Origin of the sequence: Micromonospora sp. LOL_021 (assembly GCF_048060215.1) — a bacterium.
Classification (GTDB): domain Bacteria; phylum Actinomycetota; class Actinomycetes; order Mycobacteriales; family Micromonosporaceae; genus Micromonospora_E.
Genome location: NZ_JBHMIN010000072.1, coordinates 1 through 23,599, shown reverse-complemented (window position 1 = coordinate 23,599; position 23,599 = coordinate 1). Strand labels below are relative to the sequence as shown.

Below are 23,599 nucleotides of genomic sequence, written 5' to 3'. Positions count from 1 at the left end.
GCTGGCTCCCCGACGAGATGAACAAGTCCATCCACTCCATCGAACACTGGCTCGGCCACGAATCCGGCCGGGTGATCACCTGCTCCGGCTACATGCGCGACGAGGTGCTGAGCCTGTTCGGGGTGCGCCCGGACCGGGTCGACGTGGTCGCCAACGGGGTGGACGCCCGCCGCTGGCAGGTGCCCACGGACGCGGTCACCGCCGCCCGGGCACGGTTCGCCGGCGACGGGCCGCTGGTGTCGTTCGTCGGCCGGCTGGTCTACGAGAAGGGCGTCCAGCACCTGATCGCCGCGCTGCCCCGGCTACGCCGCCAGCACCCCAACGTCCGGCTGGTGATCGCCGGCGACGGGCCGTACCGGGCCGAACTGGAGGCCGACATCGACCGGCTCGGGCTACGCGACGCGGTCACGCTGCCCGGTTTCCTCGGCGGCACCGACCTACCGGCGTTGATGGCGGCGTCGGACTGCTTCGCGGTGCCCAGCCTCTACGAGCCGTTCGGCATGGTGGCGTTGGAGGGCGCCGCGGCCGGCGCGCCGCTGGCGGTGTCGGCCACCGGTGGCCTCGCCGAGATCGTCGAACCGGGGGTCACCGGAATGACCTTCCAGCCGAAGGACCCGGACGGACTGGCCGACACGGTCGGTACCCTGCTGGCCGACACGACGCTGGCCCGGCAGGTGGCCCGACAGGCCCGCCGGATGGTCCACGACCAGTACGGCTGGACGGCGATCGCGCACCGTACCGCGGCGACCTACTCCGCCGCGATCGTCCAGTCCTCGGCGTTCGCCACCGAACGGGCGGCCGCCCGAATGGCGCACGGAAAGGCCACTATCGTCATCCCGGACGGAAACCTCCTCGCCGGCGCGGGGAGCAGATGACCGCTATCCGGGAGGCTGCCCTGACCGAGACGATCGGCGACATCGACCTGCACCTGTTCGCCGAAGGACGCCACGAACAACTGTGGCGGATGCTCGGCGCCCACCCGCAGCCCGGCGGATGCCGGTTCGCGGTGTGGGCGCCGAACGCCCGCCGGGTCCGGGTGATCGGCGACGGCCCCGGCTGGGGCCCGTACGAAGGCCAGGAGCTGGACCGGCTCGGATCCGGTGGCGTGTGGGCCGGCTTCGTGCCGGGCGTCGTCGCCGGCCAGCGGTACAAATACCGCGTCCAGGGGGCCGACGGCTCCTGGGCGGACCGGGCCGACCCGATGGCGCAGGCCACCGAGGTGCCGCCCCGAACGGCCTCGGTGGTGTACCAGTCCGGGTACGTCTGGCAGGACGCGGACTGGTTGCGTAACCGGCGCGGTGACCACCACGCCCGGCCGATGTCCGTCTACGAGGTGCACCTCGGCTCGTGGCGACCCGGGCTCAGCTACCGGGAACTGGCCGACCAGCTGGTCTCCTACGTGTCGGACCTGGGCTTCACCCACGTGGAGTTCATGCCGGTGATGGAGCATCCGTTCGGCGGCTCCTGGGGGTACCAGGTGACCGGCTACTACGCGCCGACCTCCCGGTTCGGCACTCCGGACGACTTCCGACATCTGGTCGACCGGCTGCACGGCGCGGGTATCGGGGTCCTGCTGGACTGGGTGCCGGCGCACTTCCCCCGCGACGCCTGGGCTTTGGCCCGGTTCGACGGCACCGCGCTGTACGAACATCCGGATCCGCGCCGTGGCGAGCACCCCGACTGGGGCAGCCTGATCTTCGACTACGGCCGGCGGGAGGTACGCAACTTCCTCGTCGCCAACGCCCTGTACTGGCTGGAGGAGTTCCACGTCGACGGGCTACGGGTCGACGCGGTCGCCTCGATGCTGTACCTGGACTACTCGCGAGGGCCGGGTCAGTGGCTGCCCAACGATTCCGGCGGCAACGCCCACACCGAGGCGATCGAGTTGCTCAAGGAGCTCAACGCGACAGCCTACCGGCTCAATCCGGGCGTCGTGATGATCGCCGAGGAGTCCACCGCCTGGCCGGGGGTCACCAGACCCACCGACTGGGGCGGGCTCGGCTTCGGCCTCAAGTGGAACATGGGCTGGATGCACGACACGCTGAGCTACCTCGCCCGCGATCCGGTGCACCGCAGCCACCACCACGACGAGATGACCTGGCCGGCGGCGTACGCGCACACCGAGCAGTTCCTGCTGCCGATCAGCCACGACGAGGTGGTGCACGGCAAGGGCTCGCTGACCGCGAAGCTGCCCGGCGACCGATGGCAGCGGCTGGCCGGCCTGCGCGGGCTGCTGGCCTACATGTGGGCCTTCCCCGGCAAGCAACTGCTGTTCATGGGCAGTGAACTCGCCGACGAGCAGGAATGGAGCGAACAGCGCGGACTCGACTGGTCACTGGCCGCCGACCCGGCGGTCGGCGGGGTACGCAACCTGCTCCGGGACCTGAACGCGGTGTACCGGCAGTGCCCGGCATTGTGGGAGCTGGACGTGACACCGGACGGGTTCGGGTGGATCGACCACACCGACCGGGAGGCCAACGTCGTCTCGTTCCTCCGGCGCGCCCGCGACGGTAGCGTCCTGGCCTGCGTGGTCAACTTTTCCGGCGTACCCCGGCACGGATACCGGATCGGACTGCCGCGGCCCGGCCGATGGCAGGAGGCGATCAACACCGATGCCGAGTGGTACGGCGGGTCGAACGTCGGCAACCTCGGGGCCGTCGCGGCGGACGCTGCGCCAATGCACGGTCAGCCGGCGTCCGCCGTACTGCAGGTCGGGCCGTTCGCCGCGGTCTGGCTGCGCCCGGACCCGGTGGCGCCGACCAACGACGGTGATGGCCGACCGGCGGCCGACGCACACGTCGGCTGACCCGTCCGACGCCGTCGGCGGGGTCGCCTTGCGACCGCAGGCGACCCCGCCGACAAGGTTCAGCGCTGGTCGACCGGGACGAACTGACGCTCCTGCGGACCGACGTAGAGCTGCCGGGGGCGGCCGATCTTGTTGGTCGGGTCGGCGATCATCTCCCGCCACTGCGCGATCCAACCGGGCAGTCGGCCCAGGGCGAACAGCACGGTGAACATTTTCGGCGGGAAACCCATCGCCTTGTAGATCAGCCCGGTGTAGAAGTCCACGTTCGGGTAGAGCTTGCGGGAGACGAAGAAGTCGTCGGCGAGCGCGATCTCCTCCAGCTGCATCGCGATGTCCAGCAACGGGTCCGGCTTGTCCAGCCGGCCCAGCACGTCCTGCGCCGCCTGCTTGACGATGGCCGCCCGCGGGTCGTAGTTCTTGTAGACCCGATGGCCGAAGCCCATCAGCTTGACCCCGGCCTCCTTGTTCTTGACCCGCCGGACGAAGTTCTGCACGTCGCCGCCGGAGGCGTGGATCTCCTGCAGCATCTCCAGCACCGCCTGGTTGGCACCGCCGTGCAGCGGCCCGAACAACGCGTTGACCCCGGCCGAGACCGAGGCGAACAGGTTGGCGTTGCTGGAGCCGACCAGCCGCACCGTCGAGGTCGAGCAGTTCTGCTCGTGATCGGCGTGCAGCACGAACAACATGTCCAGCACCTGCGCGATGACCGGGTCGGCCTGGTACTCGGTTGCCGGCACGCCGAACGTCATCCGCAGGAAGTTCTCCACGTAGCCGAGCGCGTTGTCCGGGTAGAGCAGCGGCTGGCCGATCGACTTCTTGTACGCGTACGAGGCGATGGTCGGCACCTTGGCCATCAGCCGCACGGTGGAGATTTCGACGTGGTCGGTGTCGAACGGATCCAGGCTGTCCTGGTAGAAGGTCGACAGGGCGCTCACCGCGGAGGAGAGCACCGCCATCGGGTGCGCGTCCCGGGGAAAGCCGTCGAAGAACCGGCGCATCTCCTCGTGCAGCAGCGTGTGCAGCCGAATCCGCTCACTAAAAGCGGCCAGCTCGTCACTGGTCGGCAGCTCGCCGTAGACGAGCAGGTAGCTGACCTCAAGGAAGGACGCCTTGCCGGCCAGTTGGTCGATGGGGTAGCCCCGATAGCGCAGGATCCCGGCATCGCCGTCGATGTAGGTGATCGCCGACGCACAGGAGGCGGTGTTGACGTAGCCCGGGTCGAACGTGACGTGACCGGTCTGCTTCAGCAGCGCCCCGACCTCGATCCCGGGCGGACCTTCGATAGCCGGCTGCACCGGCATCGACAGTTGGCCACCGGGATGGTCCAGCTTCACATCCGTCATATGGTCCCTCACTTCGCCGGCAGATCTTCGTCGAGTGCCTCATTTCTTACCGTAATCCTGCGGTGGTGCGCTGCCGCAGCGAGCAGGTGAGGGTGAGGGATGCGTCACCCGATCCGGTGGCCGGGCACCACGAAACACCCCAGAAACGGATGAAAGCACCAGTCAGTCGGTGCGCCGCAGCAGCTCGGTACCGTCACCGACCACCTCGAAGATCTCCACCCGGTTGTCACCGGAGCGCCACAGCGACTCGTCGGTGATCAGTGCGGCGAACCGCCGCCCCTTGGCGTCCGGGGCCAGTGCCGGCACCACGGTGGCGATCCGCCCGTTCACCGCCACCGCGAGCGGAGCGCCGGTCGTCACCTGGTCGGGCAGTTCGCCGTACGCCAGCGCCGGCAGGTTGCCGCTCGCCGGGTCGACGTCGGTGTAGCTGCCGGCGTTGCTGACGCTAGCGCGAACACCGTCGTCGGTGACAGGCAGGTCCGTGACCGGGCGGCCGACCAGCTCCGGCACCAGCGGCGCGGGTAGCGGCGGACCGGCCTGGCCGGTGGTCAGGGCGGTGAACGTCGCCGGGCCGGGCACCGTCACCGGCTCACCCGGAACGTCCCGGAACTGCTTGTCCGCCCGTTCCCGGGGCGGGCAGCTGCCACATCGGCCGTCGACCTCGAACGGCAGGTCGATGCCCGCGTGCGCCGCGATGGTCGGCAGCAGGTCGACATGCTCCCAGTTGCGGTCGTCGACCCGACCGGCCTGCTGGCCCGGCTCCTTCACGAAGGTCGGCACCCACAGCACCTCGGCCGGCGCGGCCCGCACCGCACCCATGCCCCGCCCCTGCTCCCCGAGGGTGAAGCTCACCCCGTGGTCGGCGGTGACAACGAGCAGCGCGTCGTCGTAGCGGCCGCTCGACCGCAGCGCCGCCAGGGTCTGTCCGATCAGACCGTCGGTGTAGCCGAGCTGGGCCAGGTGCCGCTGACGGGCGAGCTCCACCCAGCCGGCGCCTTCGTTCGGAAAGTCCTCGGGAGCCTCGTAGCGCACACCGGACGGCAGGTAGCTCCACGGCGCGTGCGGCATCAGCAGGTGGAGGAAATGCAGGGTCGGCCCCTGGTCCGGGGTCGCCAGGCCGTCGAGGAACGTGGTGAACCGGGCTGGTTGGTTGTCGTCGAGGGCGTCGAACCGGAACCTGGGATCGGTCGGGGCGTCGACGCCGGCCGCGGCCGTGCCAGTGAGCCCGGCGTCGCGACGGGTCGGTTCGCGGAAACTCGCCGTCGGGTCGTCGTGGTTCTCCACCGGCGACAGGATCTGGCCGAGCAGGGCAGCGGTCTCCTGGAACAGCACCGGCAGGGCCGCCGTGGTGGGCTCCGCCGCACATCGACTCGGCGCGCAGAGCTCGGTGATGCTCTCCTGCGCCCGTACCTGGTAGGTGCCGCCGAGCGCGCTGAACAGGTTGTCCGGGTGCTGGGAGTAGTGGGGTGCCACCTCGCGCTCGGGGTACCGGCCGGACAGCATCGCCGGCAGCGCGTACGGGGTCCAGCCACTGACCGCAGTGGCGTTGCGGTACCAGGTCGAACCGGCAGCCAGCTCGGCGAAGTGCGGGTAGCGTTCGGCGTCGATCCGCCCGTCTGGGCCGAGCAGCGACAACAGCGGCAGCTCGTCGAGGATCAGCACCACCACCGGTGGGTGTTCGCCGTCGCCAGTGGCCGTGCCGGGCCCGGCGCTGGTCTGCTCGCTGCCGAGCACCACCGCCGAGGCCGGCGAGGTGAACACGAACAGCACCACGAAGACCGCTGGTCCGACGGCGGCCAGCCGCAGCAGCTGCCCCAGCCCACCCCAGCGCTGGTAGGCCCAGGTCACGGCGGCGGCGGCCAGCAGCGCGGCGGTCAGCAGCGGCAGGCCTCGGATCGGCAACAGATGCTTGCCGACCTGTACCGCCAGGGCGACCAGCAGCAGCCCGACCGTCACCAAATGAGCGGTGCGGCGGACCGGCGGACCGGCCAGTCCGATCAGCGCGCCGGGCAGCCAGCAGACCAGGGGTGGTACGACCACGTAGAACGCCACCAGCAGCAGGATCTCGGTCGTCCCGGCGCCGTGGAAGAGAAAGAAGTCCGGGCTGCGCCCGACGACGTCCAGCAACGGCTGCGCGACGACCAGGCCGCACAGTGCGACGATCTCCAGCAGCCGACGCAGCTCCGTCGACCGCTGGGTACGCGGGGCCGGCACCGCCGCAGCGGTACCGGGTTCCGCGTCAGCCACGCGGAACCCCGGCGTACAACGTCCGGGTGCCGGACGGGAGTTCCTCCCGCCGGGTGATCTCGTACCGCTCGGCGAGCAGCCGCTCGAACTCCGCCCGGTGGTAGTCGGGGAAGAGCCCGGCGGGCTTGTTGGCGAGCAGTTGCCGGGCCATCGGGTCGTCCGGGTGGACGAACTCGATGATCATCTGGCCGGTGCTGCCGCCCGGCGGCAGCAGGCCGGTCAGCCAGTCCAGGACCCTTGGCAGCGGCACGTTGCGCCCGATCGCCAGATGGTGGATGACCGCCAGGGCCAGCACCGTGTCCGCCCGAGCCCGGGCGGTGAACGACGTACGCTCGTCACCGGCCCAGCCACCACCGGGCGACGGGTCGGCGAGGTCCATCAGGATCGGCAGGATCCGCCGCTGCCCGTCAGCGCGCAGCCGCCGGTACAGGTGGTCGACGACCGCCGGGTCGCTCTCCACGGCCATCACCTGCTCGGCGTGGGCGGCGGCGATCCGGGAGTACGTGCCGTCGTTGGCACCGAGGTCGAACACTGTCCCCGGGCGGTGCGCGGCGAGTTCGGCGTCGACGAAGGCGGTCTTCGCCGTCCGGTCGGCGTCGGAGTACGTACAGGTCTGCTGGTAGTCGACCCAGTGACTGCCCGGCGGTGCCCAGTCCAGGCGGTCCACCAGCTTGGCGACGGCCCGGACCGTGGCCCGGACGAGCTCGGTGGAGAAACCGGCGTCGCGGATCTCCGCCCGCACCGATCCGGTACTGGCCGAAGCGTGCCGGCTCTGCATCGCATCGTGCAGGTGGATGTGCTTGAACACGCCGGCCCGCCACCGCCGGGCACCGCGGAACAGCCGCCGCATCTGACCCGACTCGATGCCGTCGATACGGCCCCGCAGCAACGGCTGGAAGTCCAGGCCCAGATGCGCCTGCAGCATCAACGGGTAGAGCATGGTCTGGCAGAACTGCCGATAGCCGGCCCATGGTTCACCGGGAGCGGCCGGCTGGAACGAGCCCACGTCGATGAAGACCGGGTCGGCCCCGCGCCACTGCAGGTTGTACGCCGAGCCGTCAGTCATGGTGACCCCGTCGGCGAGCGCCGCGTCCAGCACCTCCAGGTGCAGGCGGGCGGCGTCGCGCAGTTGGGCGAAGGACCACTCGTAGGGGTAGGACACGAACGGCACCCGCTCGTGTCGCAGCACCGTCGTCCACCGGTCGGCGACCGCCGCGGGCAGGTCCCCCGGCTCGACGGTCTCGGTGGCGACGACCTTGCCGGCGGCCATCAGCGGCGCCAGGAAGGCGCTGTCCCGGACCGCCGCCCAGTCGCTCGCGGCCTGGGGTCCCAGGCCGCGGAGCACCGCGCCGTCGGCGTAGAAGACCTGGTTGTCCGGATCCCGGAACGAGCCGGGCTCGTCACGGGGGGTCGAGGTGGTCGATTCGGAGATCATCGGTGCCGGGCCGCTCAGTCCTTCTTGGTGGGCTGCTTACGGAACCGGCTGACCAGCCGGCGCCAGTAAAGCTTGGTCGCGACGACCATGCCGGCGGCGCCAGCCACCACCGCTTGGACGATCAGGCTGCCAGAGCCGGCATCCAGGTAGGCCACGTTCTCCACGCCGGCCACCTCCCAACTGTGTCGAGTTCGTGCGGTACGTCCGTCAACTGCGACCCGCAAGGGCCGACGCAACCGAGCGTTGTCCGGCCCGCCATCTTACGGACAGCTGCCGTACACCACCCTACGCGGCCGGCCCCCTGGGCACCGCCAGCCCCACCGGCACCGCCGCGACCCGACGATCGGAAACGAGCACGAGCTTGCACTGTTTCGACAGCATTTATCGCCTTTGCCCCCTGCGGTGCACCCGGCTCGTCCACAACTGGTCGACGAGCCGGATGCCCCGACCGGGACAGATAACGGTTCGGCAACGGCCCGCGGTCTCCTCCGCTCCGGCGGACCGGGCCGTACCGCTCGCCGCCCAGCCGACCTGCTAGTCGGCCTACTTGCCAGCGTCGCCGGAACCGACCGAGCCGAGAATCGACGGGAGGTCCCCGGGGTAGAGCACCGCCAGCCGCGAGGTGGCCCGGGTCAGCGCCACGTACAGATCGTTGCGGCCCCGTGGCGAGTCAGCGAGGATCGCGGCGGGGTCCACCACCACGACCGAGTCGAACTCCAACCCCTTGACCTGCGCGACGGTCAGCACCACCACGGGCGACTCGAGATCGGGCTGCTCACCGGACGCGACCCGGTCCACCGCCGCCCGAACCGGCGCCACCAACCCGTCGTGTCGGCCAGCCGGCACGATCACCCCGAGCCGGCCGTCGCCGACCGCGGGCAGTTCCGCCCGGATCAGCTCGACCAACCGGTCGACGAGCTGGCCGGCCCGGGGCACCCGCTCCCACCGAACCGGCACGCCCGACTCGCGGACCGCCCGGGGCACCGAGGCGGCGGGATCGATGGCGCCGAGCACCCGACCAGCCACCGACAGGATCTCGGCCGGAGTGCGGTAGCTCACCGTCAACTCGGCCAGCCTCCAGCGGTCGGCCACGTACGGCCGCAGCAGTTGCGCCCAGGAGGCCGCGCCGGCCAGCGCCCCGGTCTGGGCCACGTCCCCGACGATCGTCATCGACCGGTTCGGGCAGCGGCGCATCAGCAGGCGCCACGCCATGGCGGACAGCTCCTGGGCCTCGTCGACGACCACGTGACCGAAGGTCCAGGTACGGTCCGCCGCCGCCCGTTCGGCAGCCGTTCGATGGTCACCGGCCACCTGCCGGGTCGCCAGCGCCTCGGCGTCGAGCAGGTCGGTCGCGCCGAGGATCTCCGGCTCCGCCTCGTCCTCCACGTCGATGGACTCCGACCCGCGCAGCACATCCAACGCTCCCTCGGCGTACTCGAGCCGCTGGCGGCGCTGAGCCTCGGCGAGCGCCTGCTGCGCGCTGTCATCGACACCGAGCAACTCGGCCGCCTCGTCGAGCAGCGGTACGTCCGCCGGCGACCAGCCACCGCCGGGGGCGCGGCGGAGCGCGTCGCGTTCGGCAGGACCGAGGTCGGGGGCGGCGGCCGCGAGCCGCTCGGGCGAGGCGAAGAGCTCGGTGAGCAGCCGCTGCGGAGTCAGCACCGGCCAGAACCGGTCCAGGACCGACCGCAGCGCCGGATCGGCGCGCAGCTCCCGTCGGATCTCCGCGAGGTCGGCCTCGGCCAGCACCTGCGGGTCGCCGGGAGCGTCGTCGCCACCGAGCGGATCGTCCGCGTACGGGTCGATGCCGATCTCGGCGGCGATCTGGTCGGCCAACGCGTGCACGATCTCGGTGTCGAACAATGGGCGGGCCAGGTTGTGCAGCCGTCCCGACCGGCGGGTACGTTCGCGCGCGTCGGCGCAGATCTGCGCGGTGATCCGCAACTGGTGGCCGTCCACGTCGACCAGCACCGGCTCGTCCGGCACCTCCTGCCGGTCCCGGATCGCGGCCGCCACCACCTCGGCCATCGCCGCCCGACCCTTGATCTCCGCGACCCGGTCCGGTTCGGTCCGGGTCGCACGCACCCCGGGATACAGCTCCCCGGGGGTACGCAACAGCACCCCGGTCTCGGCCAACGACGGCAGCACCTGAGCGATGTACCGCAGGAAGGTCGCGTTCGGCCCGACCACCAGCACACCCCGGCTGGACAGCTCCCGGCGGTGGGTATAGAGCAGGTACGCGGCGCGGTGCAGCGCGACGGCGGTCTTACCGGTACCCGGGCCTCCCTGGACCACCAGCGCCCCGTCCACCGGTGCCCGGATGATCTCGTCCTGTTCGGCCTGGATGGTCTGGACGATGTCCTTCATCCGCCCGGTCCGACCGGCGGTGATCGCGGCGAACAGCGCCGCCTCACCGGTCAGCGTGCTCGTCGGGTGGTCCCGGGCGAGTTCCAGATCGAGCAGCTCGTCGTCGATCGCGGTGACGGTCCGCAGCCGGCTACGGATGTGCCGGCGGCGGCGGACGCCGTCCGGCGCCGCCGCGGTCGCCAGGTAGAAGGGACGGGCGGCCGGAGCCCGCCAGTCGATCAGCAACGGCTCGTAGTCGCCCTGTTCGTCGAAGAGCCCGATCCGGCCGATGTAGCGGTGTCCCTCGTCGGTCAGATCGAGCCGACCGAAACACAGTCCGTTCTCCACCGCGCTGTACTGCGCGATTCGTTCGGTGTGCAGCGCCACCGTGGCCTCGCGTTCGGAGCGCGCCTGCGGCGTGCCACCGGTCTGCCGCAGCGCGGCCGCGAGCCGCTGTTGCGCCATCCCCCGCAGGGCGTCCAGCTGTTCATGCAGCATGGTGACGTACTGCTGCTCCGCGGCGAGGTCGGCGGCCCGGTCCAGGTCCTCGGGCCGGTCGGTGTCGGTGACGGTCTGGTCCACACCGTTGATGTTGTCACGCCCGGGTGCCTGCACCGCACTTGACAACTGTGCCCCCTTGTTGTTATCTGTCTTAGTCAGACGCCGTAGAGGCGTCTTTCTTGTGTGGCTGTCGTTGACGAAACGACAATGGTAGCCGTTGGTGGCCGTTACCGCCTTTCTCGCTTGCCTCGCCGCGCCACCGGCCCGATGTCGGTGTCGCCAACCGATCCGCCAGCGTTTCGCCGTGTCACCCACGGGTACGCAGCCGCCGGGCAGGACGCGGAGGAGGCGTGATGGGTGCTTCGGAACCCTGGGTCCACCAGGCTTCGGCAACCGCCGAAGCGGGTCGGGTCCGTACCGACGACGGCGAGTTCTCCAGTCGGCTCGCCTCCCCGTTGGCACCGCACGGCGGCGGCCTCACCCCGGAGCAGTTACTGGCCGCAGCGTTCGCGTCCTGCCTGCACCACGCGGCGGTCGAGGCGGCCTCCGAGATCACCGACGAGTCGCACACCGTCGAGGTGCACGCCGAGACCCGGCTACGACGCGACCCCGACGGCCGGTACCGCGCCGACGTGCGGGCCAGCGTCGCCTCCTGCGGGCTGACCGTCGAGCAGCTTTCCGCGCTGGCCCGCCGGGCCGACCTGCTCTGGCCGTTCTCCGGACAGGACAGTGCGCGGCACACCGTCGACGTCGTCGCCGCCAGAGCGGACGACGACTGCACCGCGGCGGAGCACCGCCACCCGGTCGGTAGCGACGGTGCCCCGGTCCGGATGCCGCCACGTTGACGCGGTCCGGCTCACGGTCACCCTGATCCGGCCCGACGCAGCCGCGGCATGCGGACGATGTTCGCCCCCGGATGCAGGCTCGGGGCGAGCACGCCGACGACCCCGTCGCGGCCGCGGCGCAGCATCGAGACCAGCTCGTCGACGTCGGCGGCGGCCGGACCGAACAGACTGCCCTGACCGGCGGCGCAGCCCAGCTCCCACAGCGTCCGTCGCTGCCCGGGAGTGGACACACCGTTGGCGACCACGGTGTGTGCGAGGTCGCGACCCAGGCCGATCAGTGACCGCAGCGCCGCCGGCGAGTTCTCCGGTACGGCGAGCAGCCGATGGTCGACCTTCACCAGGTGCACCGGAATGCGCAGCAGCGCGGACAGCGGCGCGTCGGAGGTGCCGAATCCAGCGAACGCGATCCGCACCCCGTCGTCGTGCAACTGGTGCAGGGCGCTCAGCGCCATGTCCGGGCAGCTGATCCCGGTCGTCTCGGTGAGTTCGACGATCAGCTGATCAGCCGGCACCCGGTGCATGTCCAGCCGGTGCCGCACGTCGGCGGGGAACCCGGGATCCAGCAGGCTCCGCGCGGAGATGCCAATGGACACGGGAAGCACGAAGCCGGCGTCCCGCAGCAGCCGCGTGGCGGCGAGCGTCCGGTCGAACATCCCCCGGGTGAACTCGGCGAGCCAGCCGGAGCGCTCGACCAGCGCGAGCATCCCGGCCGCCGGCTGGTCACCGAGGTCAGTGTTGCCCCATCGCACCACCGCCTCGGCGGCGACCGCCGATCCGCTGCCGAGATCGACGATCGGCTCGAAGCCGACCGCGTAGTGGTGACCGGCCAGCGCGGCGGGAAGCTCACCGCGCAGGGCCAGCCGGTCCGGGTCGGCGGTGTCGCGACTGCGGTCGTACCTGCTCAGCCCGCGGCCGCTCTCCTTGGCCTGGTACATCGCCACGTCCGCCCGCCGCAGCAGCTCCTCGGTGCTGGCGTTGCCGTTCGCCGTGGCCAGTCCGGCACTGGCCCGCAGGCTGATCCGGATCCCGTTGAGGTCCATCGGGTCACGCAGCACCTGCAGGATCCGTGCCGCCTGGTGCTCGGCGCGCGCCGGTGCCGCGTGTCCGGTGAGCACGATGGCGAACTCGTCCCCACCCAGTCGGGCGACGAGGTCGCCGGCGGCGGCCCGGTCCAGCCGTCGGGCGACCTCGACCAGAACCTGATCACCGGCGGAGTGTCCGAGCGTGTCGTTGACCTCTTTGAAGTGATCGAGGTCGATCAGCACCAGAGCGGTTCGCGGCAGGCTACGCCGGTCGGCCAACGCTGCGGTGAGTCGTTCCCGCAGGTGTCGACGGTTCGCCAGGCCGGTCAGCGGATCATGGGTGGCGTCGTGCTCGTGCCGGGCCGCAAGGTCGATCACCTGTGCGTAGGCAATGGCGTTGCGGATCGCGGTGGTCAGCGCCGCGCCGAAGGTACGCAACGTGTAGCGCTCGCGGTCGGACAGACCCGCGCCGGCGAGGGCGAGCCGCAGCGCACCGGCGGCCTGCTCGGCGTCACCGGTGGCGCCGAGCGGCACCGTCACCAGGTCACCGCCGACACCGGGCCCCGCATGATCCACCGGACCGTCGTACCGTAAGCCGTGCTCATCACCCCGCACCAGGCGTCGCTGCGGGCCGTGCTGGAACTCGATCTCGACGATTCGGGCCGAGAAGAGCCGCGCGGCTCCGGACGACGCGGTGCGCAGTACCGCATCGAGGTCCACGTTGTTGAGGGCGTCGGTGGTCTCGGCCAGCTGCCGCCAGGCCGACCGTTCCTCGGCCAGATGCAGGCGCCGTCGAAAGCTGGAGTGCAGCAGCAGGACCGCCAACGGGGTGGCCACCAGAAGGCGTGCGTCGACCGCCACCACGACCACCGTGGCCAGGGCAAGCAGCAACGTGGCGACCTTCACACCGGCCCGCATCCGAGCACCCCGGCGCACGACCCGCTGCCAGGACGTCCGATCCGCCAGCGCGACCACCGGCACCGGCAACGTCTCGTCGACCGCCGCGTAGGCCAGCGCCGCCACGCAGAGCGAGACGACGGTGACGGTCCAGGACCGGGTCAGGTGGCTGGTGCCACCCAGCACCGGCGCGAGACCGGCCCACGTCGCCGCCGCCGCCGCAGCCAGCGCGCCGATCGATTCCTTGGCTGTGGCAAACGCCACCTTGACCGGCGCCGACCGAGCGACGGAACGCCCAACGGCCACGCCTACGGCCGTGCACACGACCACCCAGTGCACCGGCAGCACCGCGACCGACACCAGCACCGCGGCACTGGTCGGCGAGATGCCCTGCGGGGTTCGGATCCGGATCGGTACGGTGCAGCCGCTCGCCACGGCGACGAGACTGGTGAGCACCAGGGGGTGATAGAGGGCGGGGAGGCTGAGCGGTGCGCCGATCCCGGACACCGCCCATGCCATCGCCACCAGGCCACAGCAGACGATGAGCCCGACGAGCGGCGTCAGTCGCCGATTCACCCCGTCGCCACGCACCGTCGTCGTCGCCTCACTTCTCGTCTGGACAGCTTCATCCACATGAGCCTCGCGTTAGCGTCTCATAACTCACCGTCCATCGAACAGGTCCGGGATCACAACCAATCGTTGTCACGCATGTCGCCACCTCCTCAATCCCTGGGATACACCCGAAGGATAGGGAAGATAAGTTGCGCTTGGTATAGCTAAATGTCTTTTGCGCCAGTACGCGATTATTATTGCGTTAATTACTTTGCGCCCGTTTTTGGGAACAGTCGGTAAACACGTCCGCGACTAGTGCCACACAAGGGACAGATCGATCAACCGCCAGCCATCGAATCCGTCGGCTTCGCCAGGGAAATCACCTTCGATCGCAGGGGTCAAGGGCTCGCCGGCCGTCGAGCAGGAACCGACAGACCCGAGGACAGTCACGCAATGCACTCGCAAATGCACTTAGAGTGCGTCGAATGCCTGTCACCGGGACGCCACGGGACCCGAGTACCTCCGTCGTCCAGTCGACGGCCTCGACGAACAACGTGGAGTCGTCCACGTAGACCGCAGCGGAAAGAAAGTCCACCAGGAAACCGAGATCGACGATCGTCGCGTCCCACTGCCCGGTGGTGTAGCCGGCCGTCGACGGTTCCCGGTGCCGCAGATCGTCCAGCGCGACGTCGATGATCTCCGCGCGCCGGCTCACCAGCGCGGCGTACTCCTCGCCGCCGAGCCGGCTGGTCGCCCCGAACGTCCGGGGCAGGTCACCGTCGGTGTCGGCGAGCAGGTCCGCCGCAGACCGGGCGTCCGGAGCCCACGCCACCCCCATTGCCCGGGCCCACCGGCCGTCGGATCCGAAGCCCCGGCCACCGACCAGGACCGGCACGTCGGCCCGCTGGCAGGCCTGGATGGTGCGATGTGCCTGCGGCAGGCGCATCGGCAACGCGCAGGCCAGTGCCACCGCCACCGGGTCGTGCCGGTGCAGATAGGTCATCAGGTGCACGGCCGGCACACTTGCGCCCAGAAACGTGACCTGCCAGCCACGCAGCCGCAGGACCTCGGCGACCAGTCGGGGAGGCAGCGCGTGCCACTCCCCGTCCAGGCAAGCCACGATCACCCTGCCCCGGTGTGGCCGGGGTGCGGCCCGGGTAGTGACCGCGGCGACCATCAACTCACTGATGTGCGTCGCCGCGTGCTCCTGGGCCACCGACCACTCGTTGCGCTGCCACCATCGGCCGACCTGGACCTGGGCCGGCGCGATCAGATCCAGCAGTACCGACTCGGCCGGGACCCCGGCCTCCAGCAACTCGTCGGCCAACGCCAGCGCCGCTACCTCGTCTGCGGCCGCCAGGCAGGCCAGCAGGGCCGGGTACGCGCCACCCGCCTCGACCGCTGACGGAGCGACCACTACCGTCGGTTCTCCGGCCCTGGGTCGGGCACGGCGGGCGGACGCCGGTCCCGCTGCCGCCGGCCGGCCGGATCAGCGCGGATCGCGAGCACAGCGATGTCGTCGTGGTCGCGGCCGGCCAGCCAGTCCCCCGCCAACTGCTCCACCCGTTCGGCGAGTGCCGGCGCCGGCATCTGATGACACCCCTGCAGCGCCTGGGTGAGCCGGTCGAGACCGTACTGCTCGATGCCGTACCGCCCGCCACGGGCCTCGGTGACCCCGTCGCTGTAGAGCAGGCACGTCTCACCGGGCGCGAGGTCGACGGTCAACTGACCGATCCGCGGTTGCGGGACCACGCCGATCAGCATGCCGCTGAGCGGCACCGTCCGCACCGTCGCGTCGCCGCGCAGCACCACCGGCGGAAGGTGACCACCACCGGCCAGGGTGAGCGTCAGACCACCGTCGCGGCCCGGACGGGCCGACCCCAGCACCATCGTCGCGAACCGGCCCTGCCCCTGAGCCTGAGTCGTCTCCAGGACCGACTCGTTGAGCAGCCGGAGCAGTCGTCTCGGATCGGTCTCGACACTACGCAGCGCCTGCAGCGCCTGGCGTACCTGACCGGTGAACACCGCCGCTTCGACGCCCTTACCGGAGACATCGCCGAGAAAAAACAGCACCTCGCGCTCGGGCAGGTCGAATGCGCCGTAGAAGTCGCCGCCGATACGCAGCGACGACGGGGCCGGCCGGTACGCTGTGCCCCACTGCACACCCGGCACCGGTCGGGGCGCCGCCGGCAACAGGCTAGCCTGCAGGGTCTCCGCGATTTCCGCCTGGTGACGGTACAGCACCGCGGCGTCGAGCGCGGAGCCGGCGCGGGCGGCGAACCCCCGCAACAGGTGCAGGTCGGCGTCGTCGTACCCGACCGGACCAGGTCGGGCGACCAGCAGCACACCAGTCGGATGCGTGCTGCCCGGCAGGGCGGCGACCCGTACGGCGAAGTCCCGGCCTGGCGGCGGGAACAGCCAACCCAGGTCGACGAGTTGCTCGGCAAGCCAGTCCAGGGACGTCGCCTCGACACCACGCAACGCCTCGGTGAACGCCGGCGGCAACTCGTCCACCGCGATCGTGCCGCCGTCGACCGGTGGTTTCCCACCGGTACCCGGGTCGCTGGCCCGCCACCAGTGGGCGCGACCACGGCGGGGTGCGACCACCAGCACCGCGAACTGTCCCAGCGTCGGCACCGCGAGCCGCACTGCGGCCCGAGCCGCCCGGTCCTCGTGCAGCGGGTTGCCGAGTTGCTGGCTGGCGTTGGCCAGGAACATCCAGCGGGCCCGCTCGGCGAGCAGGGCGTCGGCGCGCGCGGTGGGCTCGGTCGCGTCGTCGACATACCAGGCGATCTGGTCGTGCGCCAAGGGAACCCGGCGCAACCGCAGCCGGTGTCCGTGGTGGGTCAGCTCCGCGGCGGAGGCACCGTCCCAGGTGGCCGGATCCAGCCCGGCGATGCCACTGGCGGCGACCACCTCCCCGAGAACCAGCTCCGGCAGCAGCCGTCGGGCGGTGGCGTCCAGTTGCCGGACCACCCCGGCACCGTCGCAGATCAGCAACCCTTCGCGAAAGTTGTCGACGGTGGCCTGCCCGGGCGGTCCGCTCGGGGCTGCGGCGGACGGCGGGATCGGCTCCCTCTGCCGGAGTCGAGGATCAGCCGTGGCACCGGGCGGGACAGCTGCGGAAGTCGCCGTCGCCGTCGACTCGGGTGTGCAGACGCGCCCGTCGCCCGGTTCCCAGTCCGTGACGTCGGCGGTGCTCACCAGCCAGGCCCCACTCCCTTGATCCCGCTCCACCGGTCCCGGACAGACGCACCGGGACCGTCGCTCAGGCTCCACCCTACGCGGCTGGTCACGAACCGCCACCCGGGCAGTCGCGCAGTCGCGGGTCGTGGGCCGCCCCCTGCGGGGCCGGTGCGGGCGGCGACCCCCGACCGCTCGCACCGGCCGGATTCAGCCGTCGACCACCAGCGGCAACAGGTCGTGCTCCGGTCGCTGCGCCGGCTCCGGTTCGCCGTCGATCGGCGCCGCGAGCGACATCGCGTACTTCCACCGGTGGTAGATCCGCTCGTACCGGGACGCCATCAGATCCGGCGAGAACGACAGCCGTACGTGTTCCGCACACACCTGCGGGTCGAGTTGCCCGGCCCGCTCGATGGCCTCCGGCAGCTCGGCCGGGTCGGTGCAGACCATCCCCGTCTCGCCGTGTCGCACCACCTCCGGCACCGCACCCCGGTTGAGGGCGACGACGGGGGTGCCGCAGGCCATCGCCTCCAGCATCACCATCCCGAACGGCTCCTCCCAGCGGATCGGCATGAGCAGGCACCGGGCCTCGGTGAGCAGCTGCCAGCACCGCTGTCGATCGGGGTTGACCAGCAGCTCGACGTCAGGACCGAGCATCGGCTGGACGACGTCCTCGAGATAGCGCCGCTCGGACGGCTCGGTCGCCTTGCCGGCAAGAACGAGCGGCGCACCGGCCGTACGGCAGGCCTCGATCGCCAGGTCCGGGCCCTTGTCCGCAGCGAAACGCCCGAGCCACAACACCGGGCCGTCGGCCGGCACCGGCTTGGGCCGTACGTCGGCGGCCAGCCCGTTGTGCACAGTCGCCGCCCACGGCAGGCCGCTACCCACGCGGCGCTGCGCGTAGGAGATCGCCACCAACGCGACGGCCCGGTCGATACCGCGCAGATACTCACCCAGCTCGCCGTCGGGTGAGTTGTGCACGGTGACCACCGTCGGTACCCGTCGGCGGGCGGCGGCGAGCGGACCGACGGTGGTGTGGTCGTGCACGACGTCGAAGGTGTCGTCCTCGATGAGCCGGTCCACCCGGGCCAGGTGCACCAGTTCCGGCAGTGAGTGGCCGAGCCGGTCGGACTGCAACTCGCGGACGGTACTGACGAAGTTCGCGGCGGTCCCGGTCCGGCTGCCGGCTCCGAACAGCGTCACTTCGTTTCCTCGGGCGACCAACGCGTCGACCAGTGCGGCGCAGACCTGCTCGACGCCGCCGTAGCCGGGCGGAGGTAGCTCGTAGTAGGGCGGCACGATCATGGCAATCCGCAGCGGCTTGTGCTGCTCGGTGTGCGTGGACGCAACATCGTTCACGGCGCACCCCCTGCGCTGAGCCGACACTACGGCCGGATGTGCACCGGGTACCCGGTAGGGAGGGACAAAAACTGATATGTCAGCGCGAAGCGTGCCTGCCGGCCGGTGTCCGCCGGCAGGCAGAAGTCCCCCCCCCCGACAGAGTCGGACAACCGGACATGTTTCTTCCGCAGTCCGTGGCTCGACGCCGGCTGCGACCCGGATGAGCCAAGGTCACTCGACCGGAGTGGTCCGCTGCGACGATGGCGCGTTAGAACCGGACAGGTCGGGGAACGCCACCCGCGACACACAGTCAGGGCCGGCAGGCGCGCAGGCAGCACCGCCGGCACGGCGACGGGAGTGGCGATGCGCACAGCCGGACAGGAAACCGTGGCGGGACACCATCACGCGCTCCGGCCGACCGCCCCGACGAACCTCGATCCGGTGCCACTGCTCGGATCGAAGACCGCCCCGCCGGATCCACCGGCCGGCCTGCTCGACCGGCCGCGCCTGACCGCCCGGTTGGAGGTCGGTACGCGTGGCCCGTTGACACTGCTGGTCGCACCGGCCGGATGGGGCAAGACCGCGCTGCTGGCCGGCTGGTTCGTCGGCCGACGGGCCAGGGGCAGTGCGATCTGGCTGACTCTGGAGTCCGCCGACCGCGGCCACCGGTTCTGGTCGTACCTGCATGCGGCGCTCGCCGCCGAGACGGCCCGCCGGCACCCGGACCGGCCCGCGCCGCCTGCTCCCGGCCGCGCCGATCCCGAACTCTTCCTGCCCCGGTTCGCGTCGGTGATCGCCGCCCAGCCGGAGCCGGTCCTGCTGGTGCTGGACGACGCGCACACGATCACCGATCTCGAGGTGGTCCGGGGAATCGAGTTCCTGCTGCGGCACTGCCGTGGGCGACTGCGTCTGGTGGCGGCCGGCCGCACCGAACCGGCACTCGCGCTGCACCGGTACCGGTTGACTGGTGAGCTGACCGAGATCCGGACCGCCGAGCTCGCGCTGACCTTGACCGAGAGTGCCCGTCTGGTCGACGCGCAGGGTCTCGGCCCGGCGACCGACCAGATCCGCGAACTGCACCACCGGGCCGAGGGGTGGCCCGCCGGGGTCCGGTTGGCCGGTCTGGCGTTGCAGGCCGGCGAAAGACCCACGACGGTACGGGAACACGTCGGTGCCGATCCCGACCCGGCCGCCGACTACCTGTCCGCCGAGGTGCTCGCCGGGCAGGCCGCGCTGACGCGTCAGGCACTCGTCCGCACCTCGGTGCTGGACCGGGTCTGCGGACCTCTGGCCGACGAACTGACCGGGCGCGACGACGGCGAGGAGCAACTGGCCGCAGCTGCCCGCGACACCGCCGGCTTCATCGTCGCTGCGGGCGGCGACCCGACCTGGTACCGCTGTCACCGGATGCTCAGCGATGTGCTGTACGCCGAGCTGAGCAGCCGGTTCCCTGACGAGATCCCGCAGTTGCACGAGCGGGCGTACCGGTGGCATCGCGCTCACGGCCGGCCGCTGGCCGCGGTCCGGCACGGGCTGGCCTGCGGTGACCTGCCCGGTGCCGGCCAACTGGTCGACGAGCACTGGCCCGAACTACTGCTCTGCGGTCACGAGGACGCCCGGCACACCCCGTTGCCCACCGGCCTGGCCCCCGGCCATCCGGGCCTGGCGTTGGCTGCCGCCGTCGACCGGCTGGAGACCGCTGGCCGGCTGGAGACCGCTTGCCGGCTGGAGACCGCTGGCCGGCTGGCGGCCGGGCCGCTGCCGGATCACTGCGGCCCGGATCCGACCAGCATCGCCACCCGGCTCGTGGTCGCGATCGACGGGAGCCGGTACGACGAGGCGCTGAGCTACGCCGACGAGTTGTTCGCCACCACCGGCCTGGCCGCGATGACCGCAAGTGCACCGGCCGGGGGCACGGAGACGCTGGGTAAGCGGGCACGCGCGGTGGCGACGGCGATGCTCGGAACCGTCCGGTTCGGTCGCGGCGACCTGACGGGCGCCGAGGCGGTGCTGACCGGTCTGGCCACCACCCCGGCAACCGACGGGTACGGCTGCCCGACCCGGTACGCCGCCGGTCAACTGGCGCTGCTGCATGCCCGGCGAGGTGAGCTGACGGCCGCGGACCGCGCCGCTCAGCAGGCCCTGGTCACCACGGCCTGCCCGGGACGTCGGTGTGCCGGCCACGCCGCCGCCGCTCATCTTGCACTCGCCCTGGTCGCCCTCTACCGCGACGAACTGCCCGACGCGACCCGGCAGTTGGATCTGGCCGCAGCACTGGTCGTGCCCGGGACACCGGAAACGGTCAGCGAGTTGCTCCCGGTGGTCCAGGCCGCGCTTCGACAGGCGGAGGGGGACTTCGCCGCGGTCGCCGATCTGCTGACGACGACGCCGGTGGACCGCAAGCCGCCCGACGGTCAGCACGGCCGGCTGCGCCGGCTGGCCCTCGCCGAGGCCCGAATGGCCTGTGGCGACCTCGACGGGGCCCGGGAACTGCTGCTGGACAACATCCACAACGACCGCGCACCGGCGGTGGCGATCGCACTGGCCCGGTTGCATCTGCTCGCCGACGGACCGGCCGATGCGCTCGCGGTGCTCCCCCAGTGGTCGGCACCGGACGGCGGATCACCGGCGGACCCGCTGGTGCTCCGTCCGGAACGCCAGCCGGTGACCCTGCTGGAACGGTTGAACGCCGGGCTGGTCGCGGCCGTCGCCACCCACCGGATGGGCGACCAGCGTCAGGCCCGCAGGCTGCTCGAACAGGTGCTCGACCTGGCCGCCCCGGACGGTCACCGGCTGGTGTTCAACCACGCCGGCTCCCCCGCGCGGGACCTGCTGGTCGAGCACCTCGACTCGCCGACCCGGCACCGGAACCTTGTCACCGACCTCGTCGACGGTGCCGGTCGGCGGCACGCCGACCGGCACCGTCCGGCACCGGCGCTGGCCGAACCGCTCACCGACCGGGAAATGACCGTACTGCGCTACCTGCAGGGGACGCTGTCCAACGGGGAGATCGCCGCCGAGCTGTTCCTGTCGGTGAACACAGTCAAGACCCACGTCCGCAACATCTACCAGAAGCTCGGTGCCCCCCGCCGCCGGGAAGCCGTACGCCGGGCACGTGAACTGCGTCTGCTCTGAGTCCACCGGCAGCCCGGTACGACGACATTCGTTGGAGGAACATTGACCGCCGCGACGGTGCGTACGGACGAGGAGATCCAGCGTGACGTCCTCGAGGAACTCAAATGGGACGCCCGGGTCCAGCCCAACGAGATCGGCGTGACCGTGCTGGAGGGCGTGGTGACGCTGCTGGGCTGGGTCGACAACTACGGCAAGAAGTGGGCGGCGGAGCGCACCACCCACCGGGTGCGCGGGGTGACCGCGGTCGCGAACGATATCGAGGTACGACTACCCAGCTCCGCGGAGCGGACCGACGCCGATGTCGCCGGCGCCGCCACCCGCGCGTTGGAGTGGGACGCGTTCGTTCCGATCGAACGGCTCGAGGTGACCGTCGCCCACGGGTGGGTCACGCTCAAGGGCGAGGTCGAATGGGAGTTCCAGCGCCGAGCGGCGGAGCGGGCGGTACGCCGGCTCTCCGGGGTGCGCGGGGTGACCAATCTGATCGCCGTCCGCCCCCGAATCAACCCATCGGCACCGGAACTGCGACGCAGCATCGAGGACGCGCTGGCGCGCAGCGCCGCCACTGACGCCCGGCAGGTCACCGTCGACACCGACGGTGGCCGGGTCATCGTCAAGGGGGTGGTCCGCTCCTGGCTGGAACGCGAGGAGGCGGAGCGGATCGCCTGGTCGGCGCCGGGAGTCACCGCCGTGGAGAACCGGATCACCGTGGAACCCGGTAGCTGACCGGACTGCGGACGGAGGTCACCGGGCCGTGTGGGACGAGCAGTTGGGTCGGGCGGTGGCGACGGTGGTCGCCGCGGTCGGTGGCTCGCTGGCCCTGGCCTGGCTATCCGGCAGGGTGGTCCGGCACGCGGCGCGCGGCCGGGTCGCACCGTTCCTCAACACGCTGCACCGGGAATGCCACCGGCCATGGAGCGCCACGCTGCTGGTCACCGGATTGCTGCTCGCGGTGCCGTTCAGCGGGATCACCGGCGAGGTCCGCGACGAAGCACTGCACATCCTGCTGCTCGCGCTGATCTACGCCGGTGCCTGGCTGGTGATCCGGATCCTGTTCGTCTTCGAGGACACCGCGTTCCGCCGGCTGCCGGTGGACATGGCGGACAATCGACGGCGGCGACGCGCCCGTACGCAGATCGGTCTGCTCCGCCGGCTCACCGCGGTGATCATCAGTATCGTCGCGCTGGCCGCGACGCTGATGACGTTCTCCCAGCTCAGGGCGTTGGGCGCGTCTCTGCTCGCCTCGGCCGGCGTGGCCGGTGTGGTGGCCGGCCTGGCCGCCCAGTCGGTGCTCGGCCACGTGTTCGCCGGGCTGCAGCTCGCCTTCAGCGACGAACTGCGCCTCGACGACGTCGTGGTGGTCGACGAGGAGTGGGGCCGGGTCGAGGAGATCCGGCTCACCTATGTCGTGGTACGGGTCTGGGACCAGCGCCGGCTGATCCTGCCGACGTCCTACTTCACCACCACCCCGTTCCAGAACTGGACCCGCAACGAGGCGCAGGTGCTGGGCAGCGTGATCCTGCACCTGGACTTCACCGCCGACATCGACGTGCTGCGGGCCGAGGCGCACCGCATCGTCGACGCCTCAGCGCTGTGGGACCGCCGGGAGTGGGTGATGCAGGTGGTCGACGCGACCGAGACGACCATCTGCGTACGGCTGCTCGCCTCGGCCGCCGACGCGCCCAGCTCGTGGGACCTGCGGTGCGAGCTACGCGAGGGTATCTTCACGTTCCTCCGCCGGCACCATCCCGACTGGCTGCCCAGGGCCCGCAGCGAGCTGGCCGCTCCGGTCGAAGAGGAGGAAGCGCTGCCGCCGGCCCGGCATGCAACCGCCGGTCCATGGACCGGACGGACGGGCACGGTCCGGTTGGGACGACCCGGCGCCGGCGGGCCAGGTAGAACCGGGCGGCGGCGGCGCAGTCGGTCAGCGCCGGGCCGTGCCCCGGCAG

At 71.2% G+C, this 23,599-nt stretch carries 14 protein-coding genes and 1 pseudogene; 6 read left to right on the top strand and 9 right to left on the bottom strand.

Annotation, left to right across the window (positions count from 1 at the left end):
* Together ACFHWT_RS28990 and glgB are read left to right on the top strand one after the other, a co-directional pair.
* Positions 1–875 (top strand): glycosyltransferase family 4 protein (locus tag ACFHWT_RS28990; protein WP_416597844.1); only part of this gene is annotated, 875 nt, incomplete at its 5' end.
* Positions 872–2,806 carry a 1,4-alpha-glucan branching protein GlgB gene (gene glgB, locus ACFHWT_RS28985; RefSeq protein WP_416597843.1) on the top strand — a complete coding sequence of 645 codons (1,935 nt, stop codon included), beginning with the start codon at positions 872–874 and terminating at the stop codon, positions 2,804–2,806. The genes ACFHWT_RS28990 and glgB, both read left to right, overlap by 4 nt.
* Before the next feature lie 59 nt (positions 2,807–2,865).
* Here glgB and ACFHWT_RS28980 read toward each other — a convergent pair whose 3' ends face one another.
* The 5 genes from ACFHWT_RS28980 to ACFHWT_RS28960 form a co-directional block, all read right to left on the bottom strand.
* A complete protein-coding gene (locus ACFHWT_RS28980) occupies positions 2,866–4,149 on the bottom strand; it encodes a citrate synthase (RefSeq protein ID WP_416597842.1) in 1,284 nt (427 codons plus the stop codon).
* 162 nt (positions 4,150–4,311) lie between these two features.
* Positions 4,312–6,396, bottom strand: coding sequence for a sulfatase-like hydrolase/transferase (locus tag ACFHWT_RS28975; RefSeq protein WP_416597841.1), 2,085 nt, complete (start codon positions 6,394–6,396; stop codon positions 4,312–4,314).
* Positions 6,389–7,831 (bottom strand): class I SAM-dependent methyltransferase, encoded by a 1,443-nt coding sequence (locus tag ACFHWT_RS28970; RefSeq protein WP_416597840.1) that lies wholly within the window; start codon positions 7,829–7,831, stop codon positions 6,389–6,391. Before ACFHWT_RS28970 ends, ACFHWT_RS28975 begins: the two co-directional genes overlap by 8 nt.
* A 14-nt stretch (positions 7,832–7,845) precedes the next feature.
* Positions 7,846–8,004: a hypothetical protein gene (locus tag ACFHWT_RS28965; RefSeq protein WP_416597847.1), complete on the bottom strand. Its 159-nt coding sequence runs from the start codon at positions 8,002–8,004 to the stop codon at positions 7,846–7,848.
* 370 nt (positions 8,005–8,374) lie between these two features.
* Positions 8,375–10,675: a HelD family protein gene (locus ACFHWT_RS28960; protein WP_416597846.1), complete on the bottom strand. Its 2,301-nt coding sequence runs from the start codon at positions 10,673–10,675 to the stop codon at positions 8,375–8,377.
* A 356-nt stretch (positions 10,676–11,031) separates the two neighbouring features.
* Here ACFHWT_RS28960 and ACFHWT_RS28955 point away from each other — a divergent pair.
* Positions 11,032–11,430 (top strand): annotated as a pseudogene (locus ACFHWT_RS28955) (OsmC family protein); the annotation flags it as partial.
* Between the two features lie 110 nt (positions 11,431–11,540).
* Here ACFHWT_RS28955 and ACFHWT_RS28950 read toward each other — a convergent pair.
* From ACFHWT_RS28950 to ACFHWT_RS28935, 4 genes are all read right to left on the bottom strand, one after another.
* On the bottom strand, positions 11,541–14,075 hold the full coding sequence (locus ACFHWT_RS28950; protein ID WP_416597839.1) for a putative bifunctional diguanylate cyclase/phosphodiesterase: 2,535 nt from the start codon (positions 14,073–14,075) through the stop codon (positions 11,541–11,543).
* Positions 14,076–14,373: 298 nt separating this feature from the next.
* Positions 14,374–15,411, bottom strand: a complete 1,038-nt coding sequence (locus tag ACFHWT_RS28945; protein ID WP_416597838.1) for a cobalamin B12-binding domain-containing protein — start codon at positions 15,409–15,411, stop codon at positions 14,374–14,376.
* A complete protein-coding gene (locus ACFHWT_RS28940; RefSeq protein ID WP_416597837.1) occupies positions 15,411–17,198 on the bottom strand; it encodes a PP2C family protein-serine/threonine phosphatase in 1,788 nt (595 codons plus the stop codon). The genes ACFHWT_RS28945 and ACFHWT_RS28940 overlap by 1 nt, the downstream gene beginning before the upstream one ends.
* A 189-nt stretch (positions 17,199–17,387) precedes the next feature.
* On the bottom strand, positions 17,388–18,482 hold the full coding sequence (locus ACFHWT_RS28935) for a glycosyltransferase family 4 protein (protein ID WP_416597845.1): 1,095 nt from the start codon (positions 18,480–18,482) through the stop codon (positions 17,388–17,390).
* Between the two features lie 399 nt (positions 18,483–18,881).
* Here ACFHWT_RS28935 and ACFHWT_RS28930 point away from each other — a divergent pair, with 399 nt between their 5' ends.
* From ACFHWT_RS28930 to ACFHWT_RS28920, 3 genes are all read left to right on the top strand, one after another.
* Complete coding sequence (locus ACFHWT_RS28930) at positions 18,882–21,653, top strand: LuxR C-terminal-related transcriptional regulator (RefSeq protein WP_416597836.1); 2,772 nt, start codon at positions 18,882–18,884, stop codon at positions 21,651–21,653.
* 42 nt (positions 21,654–21,695) lie between these two features.
* Positions 21,696–22,376: a BON domain-containing protein gene (locus tag ACFHWT_RS28925; protein WP_416597835.1), complete on the top strand. Its 681-nt coding sequence runs from the start codon at positions 21,696–21,698 to the stop codon at positions 22,374–22,376.
* Positions 22,377–22,404: 28 nt separating this feature from the next.
* On the top strand, positions 22,405–23,599 hold a 1,195-nt coding region (locus ACFHWT_RS28920), incomplete at its 3' end, for a mechanosensitive ion channel family protein (RefSeq protein WP_416597834.1).